General features: G+C 73.8%; 8 protein-coding genes. 4 read left to right on the top strand and 4 right to left on the bottom strand.

The genetic code is table 11. The features are described 5' to 3' along the window. The first annotated feature begins 512 nt into the window (after positions 1-512). Complete coding sequence (locus WME79_RS25480) at positions 513-1,106, top strand: hypothetical protein (protein ID WP_437475705.1); 594 nt, start codon at positions 513-515, stop codon at positions 1,104-1,106. 370 nt (positions 1,107-1,476) lie between these two features. Here the strand turns inward: WME79_RS25480 and WME79_RS25485 are convergent, their stop codons facing one another. Further along, positions 1,477-1,959, bottom strand: a complete 483-nt coding sequence (locus WME79_RS25485) for a hypothetical protein (RefSeq protein WP_437519885.1) — start codon at positions 1,957-1,959, stop codon at positions 1,477-1,479. Further along, positions 1,917-2,639: a hypothetical protein gene (locus WME79_RS25490; RefSeq protein ID WP_437519887.1), complete on the bottom strand. Its 723-nt coding sequence runs from the start codon at positions 2,637-2,639 to the stop codon at positions 1,917-1,919. Before WME79_RS25490 ends, WME79_RS25485 begins: the two co-directional genes overlap by 43 nt. Positions 2,640-2,643: 4 nt before the next feature. Here WME79_RS25490 and WME79_RS25495 point away from each other — a divergent pair, with 4 nt between their 5' ends. Continuing rightward, a complete protein-coding gene (locus WME79_RS25495) occupies positions 2,644-2,817 on the top strand; it encodes a hypothetical protein (RefSeq protein ID WP_437519889.1) in 174 nt (57 codons plus the stop codon). A gap of 182 nt (positions 2,818-2,999) precedes the next feature. On the opposite strand, the gene WME79_RS25500 is transcribed toward WME79_RS25495, so the two are convergent. Continuing rightward, positions 3,000-4,523, bottom strand: coding sequence for an FAD-dependent oxidoreductase (locus WME79_RS25500; protein WP_437519890.1), 1,524 nt, complete (start codon positions 4,521-4,523; stop codon positions 3,000-3,002). Positions 4,524-4,903: 380 nt separating this feature from the next. On the opposite strand from WME79_RS25500, the gene WME79_RS25505 reads away from it, so the two are divergent. Together WME79_RS25505 and WME79_RS25510 are read left to right on the top strand one after the other, a co-directional pair. Continuing rightward, the gene (locus WME79_RS25505) at positions 4,904-6,610 is read left to right on the top strand and encodes a protein kinase domain-containing protein (RefSeq protein WP_437519892.1); all 1,707 of its coding nucleotides are present in this window, start codon (positions 4,904-4,906) and stop codon (positions 6,608-6,610) included. Between the two features lie 210 nt (positions 6,611-6,820). After that, positions 6,821-11,908, top strand: coding sequence for a translocation/assembly module TamB domain-containing protein (locus tag WME79_RS25510; RefSeq protein ID WP_437519894.1), 5,088 nt, complete (start codon positions 6,821-6,823; stop codon positions 11,906-11,908). A gap of 64 nt (positions 11,909-11,972) precedes the next feature. Here WME79_RS25510 and WME79_RS25515 read toward each other — a convergent pair whose 3' ends face one another. After that, positions 11,973-12,470 carry a hypothetical protein gene (locus WME79_RS25515; protein ID WP_437519896.1) on the bottom strand — a complete coding sequence of 166 codons (498 nt, stop codon included), beginning with the start codon at positions 12,468-12,470 and terminating at the stop codon, positions 11,973-11,975. Positions 12,471-12,562 lie beyond the last annotated feature (92 nt).

Genomic DNA, 12,562 nt, shown 5'->3' on the forward strand with positions numbered 1-12,562 from the left:
CGGGCCAACGCCCCTCCGCCGATCCGCCTGCGCAAGGGGCAGCGTCCGGCGCGATCCCCCACCAGCGAGCAGCGTCAAGCGCCAAAGAGGACGCGGTTAGGACAGACCATGTCCGACCAGGTCGACGCCTCGATAACGCCCCCTCCTCTCCAGTTCTCCACAGGCGTTCTCCACAGGACATCCCCTGGACAACAGCTGGATTCTGTCGATTACCTTCGCCGCGCGCGCGTCTTGTCGTCATGGCCATTCGCACAGCCTAGCGGAGGCCCGCGCCGCAGATCGAACCGGCGCCCGACGAAACACATAAATACACGTAATTACAATGATTTTTCTGACCGCAGGCGCCGCCGTCCGCCCCTGACAGGTTGGGACAATGTCCGTCCGATCGATCCCTTTCCCGACGGGTCGAAGATGACTATCCATGGTAGACATCAAGGACGCGGCGCGACGGCGTGTCTCTCGCACGAGCGTGTAAATGGCGCGCCGGAATGCTTCGTTTTGGAGGAGACTTCATGGAAAAGATCTCGCTCACGTACTTTGTCGACTTCGTTCTCAAGGCCGGGACGCCCAAGCTGACGGGCGTCAGGGAGTTCAAGGAGCGGAAGGACGAGCTCCACACGGACTTTTACAGGCAGGTGCGAGAGGCGATCGTCGACATGCACAGGAGCGGAAAGCCCACCAGCGTGCTCGACGGCTTCCTCGCCGCGCAGCACGACGAGCGGCGCCGTCGCATCTATCCGTCGGTGGTGAACGGATATCGCAAGTTCCTCGCCTCGACGAAGATGACGTGGTTCGAGCCGCCGGCGTCGACGTACCGCCTCGGCGATCTCGAGATCAACGTCAACCCGGAGCTCGGGCTCCTCATCGATGGGACGCCGCATGTCATCAAGATGTATTTCCGCGGGGAGCCTCTGTCGTCCAAGCGCGTCTCCGTCGTGCTGAACCTGCTCATGAACGGGCTCGCGGAGAGCACGCCGGGCGGCGCCTTCGCGGTGCTCGACGTACGGAACGCCAAGATTCACACCTTCAAGGTGCCGAACCCGCGGCTCAGCCTGCTTCTTCGCGGTGAGGCGGCCTCCTTCGCCACCATCTATACCGGGCTGTGATCGCGGCGCCGCCGGGCGGGGCGGCGCCGCGCAGACATCGCACCACGTCGTCTCCCGGCGTCCACCGAGCCCACGACGCCCACCGCAACACCGAGATTGCAACGCCGCGCGCCCTCCGCCGCTCATCCCGGCGGGGGGCGCGCAGCGCTCGCGCCCGGCTCGGTGCAGGAGCCCGTCGCCCCGGTTGGACGCGTGGACGCGGGAGCCGAAAGGTCGATGTCACGACGACGACGCCGTGACGCCATGACGCGACGACGCGACCACGTGATGACGCGACGCCGCAATGAATGGCGCACACGCAATCGAGCTGTAGGAGATCGACGCCTCTGGCCTCATCGCAGAACGCACAAGCAGAGTAAAAATGACCGATTCAGAGAAAGAGAACTACGATCGCTCCGGCAGTTTCGTTTATCCTCGGGCTGCCATGGACCGCCGCGCGCAGATCACCGCCACCCCGCTTCATGTGCCCAGCATTCTTGTGGTCCTTGATCCCGCGTGGCCGGCGCTTTTCAGCCTGTGCCTCGCGGTGGCGCCGGGCTGCGGGGTGCTCCTGCACCGGTGCGACGCGGCCACCGCCGCGACGATCGCCGCCGAGCGGCGGCCGCTCGCGATCCTCCTGTCCAACAGCATCTACGCAAGGGATCCGGCCGATTTCGAGGCGCTCGCCCGGGACGTCCACTCGACGCTGCTGCGGCTCGATGAGGAGGTCAGCGAGCGAGAGCTCGAGGCGATGCTGAACGGCGCGCTGCGCGAGACGCGTGAGATGAACGCGCAGCGCGACATGGCTCGGCGCGACGAGGCCAGCGGGCGCTACACGATGATCGGGGCGCAGCGCAGCGAGACCTTCGGCCACAAGGCGGCCTCGAGCGCAGACTCGCGCGCACCGCAGCGGGCGGGCTCGGATCCCCGCCTCGCGCCGCGGGTCCGCGAGTCGTCAACGAGCCAGAGCACGCTGCCGCCGCCCTCGGCGCGCTCCGCCGCCCCGCCGTCGGCCCGGGCGCCCCTCGCGAGCCACACGTTCACGCCGGTGCCCCCGTCGAGCGCGCCGCCGTCGTTTCGCTCCCCGCCGTCGGTGCCCTCGGCGCCGCCGCTGGCGCGCACGCAGCCGAGCGCGTACGCGCCGGGCGTGTCGCAATCGGCACCGCCGCCCTCTGCGCGCCCGCTGTCGAGCCCCGCGCATGCGTACGCGGAGAGCGCCGCGAGCGGCCGTCTGTCGAGCCTGCCCCCGTCGTCGCGGCCCGAGCCCCTGTCGAGCCCGCCCCCGTCGATGCGCTCACAGCTCCTGTCGGGTCCGCCTCCGTCGACGCGCGCGCAGCCGAGCGCGCCGCCGGTCCCCTCGTCGCGCCCTCTGCCGGGGGGCCCTGCGGCGCGGCGGCCCACGCCGACGCCGTCGAGCGGGCAAGCAGGGCCGCCCTCCTCCACGCGCAGCCTGCCGAGCCCGCCGTCCTTGCGCACGATGGCGAACTCGCCCCCCTCCGTGCGGTCCGTCCCGCCCGGCATGCTCTCGAGCGCCGAGCCCCCGCCGTCGATCAAGACGATGGGGCCCCTATCGGCGCGGATGGCCCCGGCGTCCTCGGTGCGCCCCGAGCTGTCGCCGCGCTCCGGCGTGCGAGAGCGGGGCAGCGAGGAGCTCGATGCCGTGTTCGAGGATCAGAAGCTGCCGCTCGACGCGCTCGCGCGGGGCAACCGGGGCACCACGACCACGCGCTGAACCGCCGGCCAGAGCGGTTCCTGCCCACCTCTGCACCATCCAGAGCAGAGCCGCAGCAGAGCGGCGGTCTCCCGCACAGGAGACGGGCCCAGATCGGCGTTTTCGGCGCGCAAGCGCACTCCGGTGCGCTGAGCACCGAAAACGTCGAGATGGGCCCGTATCCGAAGCGGGTGACCGCCGCTCTAGCGGGGGCGCGTGAGCCACGAGACGGTAGAGCCCGCGGCGCGCCCGAGCAGATCGCCGGCGATGGCGACCAGCGCGGGAGGCGCGGGCGCGCCGAGATCGCGGCCGAGATCGACGAGGATGCGGTCGACGCACTCCATCGCGCTCGAGGCGGCGAGATCCATCCCCGCGCCGCGCCCGCCGGCCGCGCGCCCTGCGAGGTATAGCCCCCGCACGGGCGTGTACACCGCCGGCCGCGCGCGGCCGACCTGGCCAGGCGTCTGCGCTGTCCCCGACGCGAGCGCGCCGCCTGCGGCGCACGCCTCTCCGCCTCCGTCCGCGGGCGATCTGTCGACGAAGATCGCCTGCGAGAGCACGCCGGGCACCGCGACCGACAGCGCGCGCAGAAGCTCGTCAACCGTCGCGCCGGATCCGCCGCGCGAGGCGCCGCCGCTCCCACCCGGTACGGCGCACGCGCAGAGGAGCTCATGCCCGGGCGGCGCGAGCGACGGGTCGAAGCGCGTCGGAGCGAGGCAGTAGAACGGGAGCGCGGCGGCGCCGGCGCCGCCGGCGAGACCGGCGAGCGCGCCCGCCGGGACGAGCCGCCTGCGCAGCCCGATCTTGACCTCGACCGGCCTCGGCTGGGGCGCGATCGCACGGACGCGCGCAACGTAGGCCTCGGGAAAGTGCGGCTCGCCAACGAGGCCCGACACCGTGCGCAGGAGCCCGGCCGCGCTCACCACGATGCGCGCGGGGAGCGCCGTTCCGTCCTCGAGCTCGACGCCCTGCACGCGACGATCGCGCACCACCACGCGGCGCACGGTCGCGCCCGTCCACACGGCAGCGCCGAGCTCCCGGGCCAGGCGGCAGAAGACTTCCGGGATCCGCGACGCGCCGCCCTCGGGATAACGCTGCCGGCCGGCGCGGGCGAGCCGGCGCAAGGAGAACAGCGCCTCGCCCGCCGACGCCTCGGTTCCTGGCAGCAGCAGCGGCAGGCCAAGCAGCCCGCCGAGCCGAGCGGCGGCCGCGGCGCGCGGGATGAAGCCGGCCACGTACGCCTCGGCCGTCACGTCGTCGCACGCGGCCAGATCGACGTCGCGCATCGCCGCCGCGTGCGCGAAGAGACGCGCGGCGCCCGCGGCCTCCAGCGGCGTGAGGTCGAGGCCGCGCGCGAGATCCAGGGCGGTCCCGGCGAGCCGGAGGAGATCGGCCTGCAGGACGACGCGGCGAGCGCGCGCGGCCCCGGCGCGGGCGCCTGCGAAGCAGAGCGCCGCCGGCTCGTCGCTCTGCCGGAAGGTGATCGCGTCGCCCTGGCCCACGCGGCGGAGCACGTCGCCGAGCGGGCCTTGCTCGCCACAGCCGAGCATGTGCGTGGCTGTGTCGACACGGAAGCCGTCCCTCTCGTAAGCGGCAGAGGAGCCGCCCAGGCGGCGCTCCTTCTCGACGAGCAGGGTCGGGATGCCGGCGTGCGCAAGGAGGAGCGCCGCGGCAGCGCCGCCGACGCCAGAGCCGATCACCACCGCGCGCAAGGGAGCCTCGTCCATGACGTCACGAGAACATATCGCGGAGAGCCCCGCGGGCGCGCGCCGCCCTGTCGGCAATCACGTGGAAACCGCGCTGGAATCACGCGGGGAGACGCGGGGAGACGCGGGGAGACGCGGGGAGACGCGGGGAGACGCGGGGAGACGCGGGGAGACGCGAGGAGACGTGAGACCACGTGAGGGCAGACCGCGGGCTGCGAGGAGACGCGTGAGCCACGTGGGAGGACGCGGGGCCACGCGAGGAGACACCGGGCTACGCGGAATCACGCAGCGCAAGGCAGCGCAGCACACCGCGACTCGACAAAGCGCCGAGGCGCGCGCCGAGCGTTGACCCTCGAGAGCGGCCCCCCGTAGAGTGTAGCCTTGCAGCCGACGTGCCCGCTATGAAGACCTGCCCGCAGTGCCATCAGCGTTACCCGGCCGACAGCGCCTTCTGCTTCATCGACGGCTCGTCGCTCGTCTCCGAGAAGGATCCCCGCATCGGGACATCGATCGCGGGTCGCTACGTCATCGAACAGGGCCTCGGGATCGGCGGGATGGCCACGGTCTACAGGGCGTACAACAAGCTGATCGGCACCCCGTGCGCCATCAAGATCCTGAACCGCGAGTTCGCGCAGGACACGACGACGCGGGAGCGCTTCCGGCGCGAGGCACGGCACGCGCAGCGGCTCGCGCACCCCAACATCATCGAGATCTTCGATCAGGGCGACACCGACGACGGGCTGCCCTTCCTCGTGATGGAGCTGCTCCAGGGGACGAGCCTCGCCGACGTGGTGGAGCGCAGCCGGGTGCCGCTCGCCCGGGCGCTGCCCATCTGGGTGCAGATGGCGCGCGCCCTCGGCCGAGCGCACGACTTCGACGTCGTTCACCGCGATCTCAAGCCGGAGAACGTGTTCCTGCTGAAGGGCGACTGGGTGAAGCTCCTCGACTTCGGCATCGCCCGCTGCGCGCAGGACGCGCGTCTCACGAACCTCGGCGAGATCTTCGGCACACCGCAGTACATGGCGCCAGAGCGCAGCACGACGATCGACGCGGGCCCCCCGGCGGACCTCTACTCGCTCGGGGTCATCATGTTCGAGATGATCACGCAGCGTCTGCCGTTCGACGCGCCGGATCCGGCGAGCTGGATCCTGAAGCACATGAACGAGCAGCCGCCGCACCTCAAGGAGCTCGCCCCGGAGATGCCGGACGCGCTCGACCGCCTCGTCAGCGCCCTGATGGCGAAGGAGCCCTCCGAGCGCCCCGTCGACGCGTACCGCGTGCTCGCGGAGCTCGAGGAGATCGCGGCCGCGAGCCGGATCGCGCTCCCCCCGCCGCCGGAGGCGATGCCGCGCGACTCGGCGGTGCGTTCGAGGGGCGCCGGGCGCGATCCCTGGGTCAGCCGGCTCGAGCTGTTCGAGCGGATGACGGCCCGCGCGTTCGGCGCGTCGGCGCCGGTGGACATCCAGCGGCAGATCGAGGCGCTGCGCGGCGTCGTGCGGGAGCACGCCGACCTCCGCTCGAGGGCCCTCGACGAGCAGCGGCGCCTCGAGGGCGTCGCCGAGGAGTGGCGGGACGGCCGGATGCAGATCGGGCGGGCGATGGATGCGCTCACGGTCGACGCCTCGCTCACGCGCGACGAGGCCCGGTCCTTCCGCGCCAGGGTGGCGCCGCTCAACGCCGCGACGCAGGCGTTCGTCCCCGAGGTGCTGGTCGCGCACAAGGAGGCCGTGCGCTGGGAGGGCCGGTGCGGGTTCGCCGAGCCCTACCTCGAGCTCGCCGCCAGCTACCGCAAGCTGGCCGAGCTCGTCGAGGGCTGGTACGCGTCGCGCAAGGCGGACTACGAGGCAGAGAGCGAGGCGATCGCCCGCGAGCACGAGGTGGCCGAGGTGGACGCGCAGATCAAGAAGCTGCGCGAGCGCCTCGAAGAGCTCGACAGGCAGCTCGAGGCGCGGCGCCGGGAGTCCCAGGAGCGCATCGCCGAGATCGGGCGGAGGGTCGATCAGCTCGACGCCGAGCTGCTCCACCTCGCCAGCCGCTTCTGCGCGCCGCTCCGATCGAAGCCGGAGCTCGGCACGCTCTTCGTGGAGCTCGAGCGGCTCGCCGGCTGACCGCTCCGCCCCGGCGCGCCTCCGGCGCACACCGTGGCGGCGTGTCGCAGGTCGTGGGGCTCTGGCGAGGGCCTCCCTGCGGCGCGCGTGGATCCGGCTCGGGCGCGCCCCCGCGGAGCTCGACCCGGCGGCGCGGCTTTCCTCCGCCGCCTGCCGTCGCGCCGCGCGCCAGCACGGTCGCCGCGCCCCGTGCGTACTAAGCTACCCGCCGTGACGCCCGACCCCGCACCCGAGGTGCGGCGCTCCTCGCCTCCGCGCGCGCCGGGACGCGTGCGCCGCGCTGCGTCCGCCGTCGCGGCGGCGCTCGGGCTCACGCTGACGTTCGCGGGCGCCGCGGCCGTCGGCGTCGCGCTCCACCTCGACACGCCCGCCGCGCGCCGCGTGGCCCGCGACGCCACGAACCGGCTCCTCGGCTCGCTGTTCCAGGGGCGGATCGTCGCTGACGAGATCGACGCGCTCAGCCTGAGCGGCGTGCGGATCCGATCCGCGGTCGCGCTCGATCCGCAGGGAAACAAGGTGATCCGGGCGAGCGGCCTCGAGGCGCGCGCCGACGTGCTCCCGATGCTCCGCGGCGCGCTCTTCGGCGCGGGCGCGCTCCGCATCGAGGTCCCGTACATCCGGGTCGAGCAGGCCGACGTGCTGGTCCAGGACAACGGCGCGGGGGGCGTCACCCTCGGCGACACGTTCACGCCGCTGCCGCCGCGAACTCCGCCCTCGTCCAGGTCCGAGGGGCCTCCGCGCGACGTCGTCGTCGCCCTCTCGCACATCGAGATCGGGCGCGGGTGGGTCCACGGGCAGGCCGCGCCGCCGCGCGCGCTCGACGCCGATGTCAGCCGGCTCTTCGGGTCGGTGCACGTCGGGCCCGAGGGCGTCGCGGTCGACGTCGATCAGACAGGCCTCGTGGATCGCGCGTTCCTGCCGGCCAGGACGGCGGGCACGGCGAACTACCACCTCCGCGCCGGGGACAAGGTCCGGATGTGGAGCAGCTTCGCCGGTCGGCTCGCCGACGTCGAGGTCACCGCGCGGGCCGTGCTCGACGAGGAGCACCTCGAGGCGCAAGCGAGCGTCCCGCGCGCCACGCCGGAGCAGCTGCGGAGCCTCCTCCCGGACCACCCGCTCACCGAGCCGATCTCCGCGCGCGTGGCCGTGAACGGCCATCTCCCTCAGCTCGACGTGGTGGCCTCGGCCTCGGCGGACGCTGCCGGTCCGGCGGGCGGCGGCCTTGCCCTCACAGGGCGGCTCGACGTGACGGGGCCCGTGCGGCTCGACGCGGAGGTCCAGGCGCGCGACATCGATCTGCGGCTCTTCGGCGTGCGCCTCTCGCCCGAAGCAGCGCCCGTCCCGGCCGGCGCGGCGCCGGCGCAAACGGGCGCGGTGCCCGCCCCGGCCGGCGCGGCGCCCGCCCCGGCTGCGCCTGCCCTGCCCCGCGCCGTACCCTCCCTGACCCACGCCGCGCCCGCCCTGCCCCGCGTTGCGCCCGGCCGGCTCCGCGCTGCCGCGGCGAAGCCCGCGCTGGAGCGCGGCTCCGAGCCGGCGCCCTTGATCACCGCGGACGGCCGGGTGCACGTCGAGCTCGGGGACCTGCTCCGGCTCTCCGTCGAGGCGCGGACCGAGCCCACAGCGCTGCTCGGGGAGCGCGTGCCGGCGGCGGACGTCCACCTCGTGCTCGACCGCGGCGAGCTCCACGCGCGCGTGCACCTCCACGAGCCGGGCGCGCCGATCGACGCCACCGTCTCCTTCCTGCCGGGCGGCCAGGGCCTTCACTTCGCGGCGACGGCCGACATCCCGGCGATCGCCGCGGCCCCACGCCTCGCCGGGCCCGTCAACGGCGCCGGCCGCGTGCGCGTCGAGGGGAGCCTGCGCGAGGGAGCGCTCGACGCGCGCGTCGAAGGCGCGTTCGCCGGGCTCCGCGTCGGCCAGGACGTCGCGCTCGCCAGCGCGCGCGTCGCGGGGCGGGTCTCCGGGCCGATCGACGCGCTCTCGATCGACGCCTCCCTCACCGGGAAAGAGGCGCTCGCCGGCGGCCACACGCTCGACGAGGTCACCGCGCAGATCTCCGGCCCGCTCGCCTCGCCGAAGCTCCGCGCGACGCTCACCGACGGCGACGACTCCCTGAGCGCCTCCGCGCGGCTGAGCTCCACTCCCCTCGCCCTCCGCGACGTCGAGCTCCAGCTGAAGCGCGACGGCGCCGCGGTCGCGGGGAAGATCACGGCGATCACCTCCTCGGCCGGCGGGCTCGCCGTCGAGGGGCTCGATCTCTCCTCGGCCGAGCTCGGCTCGCTGAAGGGCCGGCTCGCGGTGCGGGGCGATGACGTGACCGGGCGACTCCGGGGCGATGGCATCGACGTCGGCCGCGTGGCCCGGATGCTCGGGATCCCGGTCCGCGTGCGCGGGCGCGCGGAGGTCGACGTCGCGCTCGATCGGGACCGCGCGACCGGGCGCTCGGGCCACGTGCGGCTCGGCCTTACGGGGGGCGAGGTCGCGTTCCTGTCCGGCATCTCGGCGCAGCTCACGGCGACCTTCGAGCGCGACCAGGTCAAGGCCGACGGGTCCGTGCGCATCGACGCGAAATCGCCGCAACCGAACGGGAACGGCGGGCAGCCGCCGAACGGCGCGTGGAACGACGCCCTGCCGCGGTGCGCAGGCACCCTCGCGAGCGTGCGCGTGTCCGGCGCCGAGGGCACGCTGGAAGGGCCCCTCCTGCGCGCGGAGACCTGGACCACCCTGGTCGGGAAGGCCGAGGTCGCCGCGGACGACTGGGACCTCGGCTGCCTCGCGCAGCTCATGCCGATCGGGCACATCGTGAGCGAGGTGCGCGGCACGCTCACGACCCGCTTCGGGGTGTCGCGCGCGGCCGGCGAGCCGTTGCCTTCGCTGCACGACGTGCTCGTACGGACGCACGGCCTCGCGCTCGCCGGGCCTCATCGGCTGGGCGCCGAGCGCCCGGCCTGGGAGTCGCGCTTCGTCGACGCGCAGCTCAAGGGCTCGTTCAGCGGCGCGACCGGCAGGGCGGACGCCGCGCTGACCCTGTACGACGGCGGGCTGCTCGCCGATGTCTCCGGCGCGATCGAGCTCGATCTCGAGGCGCTCACGGGGCCCGCCGCAGACCGGTGGTCGTCGCTCCTGCGCTCGCCCATCGCCGCGCACGCCTCCATCCCGCGGCGCGGGATGGACCAGCTCGCCACGCTGCCCTCGTTCGTGCGCGAGGCGCTCCCGCCGCTCGCCGGCGAGGTGCGGATCGACGCGTACGCCAGCGGCACGATCGAGCGTCCGTTCCTGACGGCGCGCACCCTCTGGTGGGGCTTCACCTATGCGCCGCCGGGCGCCTCGAGCGCGACGGATCTCCTGTTCCCCACCGACCTCGACGCGTGGCTCACGTACGACAGCGAGAAGGCCACGCTGGACGCGCACGTCACGCGCGGCGCGGCCGAGATCGCGACCGTGAGCGCCGAGGTGCTCGCGCCGCTCGAACGCCTGCTCGCGGACGTCCCGGCGCGCGCGCTCAAAGGCGCGCCTCCGCCCCCGGCGTGGACGGGCTCCTTCCGCGCGACGCTGCGCGAGGTCCCGCTCGGCGAGATCCCCCTGCTCGCCGACAGCGGCATCGCCGGGCGCGTGAGCGGCGAGATCGAGATGCGCGGCCTCAACATCGCGCCGTCGCTCAAGGCGCGCCTCACGGTGCCGGGCGTCACGCTCGGGAGCGACCTTGCCTTCGAGCGCGGCGTGCTCGCGCTGCGGATCGATCCGATGCGCGAGGCCGGGCGCGGGCACCTCCGCGTCACCGAGCTCGCCCTCGAGGGCCGGCGCGGCGGCAAGCTCCGCGCGAACGCCTTCGCCAGCGTGCGCTTCCGCGACGGGTTCATCCCGGTCCTCGACGGCGAGCGCACGGACCTCGCCATCTCCGCGGAGCGCTTCCGGCTCGCGGCGCTCCAGCCGCTGGTCGGCGGGCTGCTGAGCAAGGTCGACGGGACGCTGGACGGCGACCTCCGCATCGAGCTCGGCGGCCCATCCGACGCCGACGGGAACCTCCGCGCCCAGCTGGAGGTCAGGGACGGCGTCGTGCACATCCCGGAGCTCGGGCAGGAGCTGCGCGACGTGGCCGCCCGCATCACGGCCGAGGGCGGCGTCCTCCGGATCGAGGGCTTCCGCGCGGCGGGCACGACCGGGATGGCGCAGGGCTGGGCCCTGTTCCGGCTCGCCGGGCTCGCGCTGCGCGACGGCGCCGGGGCGCTGACCATCGCCGAGGACCAGGCCCTCCCGCTCACGCTCGAGGGGGTGCCGCTCGGGACCGCCTCCGGGGCGCTGTCGTTCATCGCGGAGAAGAAGCCGGGCGAGCTCGCCCTGTACGCGACGGTCCCCACGCTCCGCGTCTCGCTCCCGGCGACGAGCAGCCGCGACGTCCAGCCGCTCGGTGACAACCCCGACATCTCCGTCTCGCAGCCGCTCGGGCCGGAGAAGCAGCGGCGCGCGGCGGACGCGCTCCGCTACTCCGCGACGTTCGATGTGCGCGACGCGTTCGTCAGCGGCGCGGGGCTAAGGCTGCGCCTGCAGAGCGCCGAGGACGCGCCGCCGCGCGTCGTGATCGGAGAGGACACGCGGGTGTCGGGCGGCATCGTGATCACGCGGGGCGAGCTCGAGATCTACGGCAAGGCGTTCGAGATCGAGGGCGGGCGCGTGCGCCTGCGCGATGAGGAGGCGTCGAACCCGCACCTGAACGTCACCGCGCACTGGGACGCCCCCGACGGCACGCGCATCCACGTCGCCTTCAACGGCAACCTCCGGCCCATCACCGACAGGACGCTGCGCTTCACCTCGAGCCCGCCGAGTTCGCAGCAGGACATCCTCGCGCGGCTCCTGTTCGGCGCCGATTTCTCGGAGGGCGCGCAGGCCGCGGGCGCCGAGACGCCCGCGGGCCTCGCGGCCGGCGGCGTCGCGGCGTCGCTCGGCAGCGAGATCGCGTCGGCGCAGTTCAACGCGCTGCTGAGCGGCATCGCGCCGCTGCGCGGGCTGACGACGCGGTTCGGGACGACCTCGGAGGGCACGCTGCGGACGAGCGTGGTTTACCGGCTAAGCGACAACCTGACGGCGCTGGCCACCTTCCAGGAAGGCGCGCAGCAGAGCGCCGCGACGGGATCGAGCGGGCCGACCCCTGGCGGAACGGCGAGCGAGCGCGGCACGCGGACCGAGGTCACCGTCGACTGGCGCTTCAGCGAGCACTGGACGCTCCGCGGCACGGTGGGCGTCGACGCGCGCCAGACGACCTCGGGGATGCTCGACCTGCTCTGGCAGTACCGGTACTGAGCCGAGCGCGGCCGCCTCGGCCCCGCGCGACAGCGATCCCCCTCTGGATCTCCTGCGCGCGGGGCTAGCGCGCGGCCCGCGGGGGCAGCGTGACCTCGCGCCCGCCGACGCAGAGCGTGGGCGGCTCGGCCTCGACGAGCAGCGGGGCGAGCTGCGTCTGCGCGTGCCGCGAGAAGCGCGCCTCGAGCGCGCCGCTCCGGGCGCGCGCGTACACGACGCCGTCCTCGCCGAGGGAGAGCGTCGCCGGATCGAGCGGCTCCTCCGTGCCGTCGAACAGGAGCAGCGAGACCGCGCCGCCCTCGCCGATCCGGAGCGCGTCGACGAAGAGCGGCGCATCGTCGGCCTGGAAGTAACACCAGTCGTAGCCGTTCGTGAGGATCGGCCGGCCGTCGTCCGGGTGCCGCCCGATCCAGGACCGGAGCCCGCGCTCGATCGCCGGATGGTCGACCCGGGCGCCGTCGTGCCAGAAGCGGCCCTCACGATCGAGCCGGATCGAGCTCTCGCGGGAGGTCCCTGGGGGCGGCGCGAAGCGGAAGAAATCGGGATGGTCGCCGGGTTTCATGGGTCACCTCGCAGGGAGAGATGCGGCCCGGCGCGGGCCAGCGCAAGGAGCGCAAGGAGCGCGGGCAGCGCGCGGCGCGGAGTACTATAGCG

Origin of the sequence: Sorangium sp. So ce726, assembly GCF_051521405.1 — a bacterium.
GTDB lineage: Bacteria > Myxococcota_A > Polyangia > Polyangiales > Polyangiaceae > Sorangium.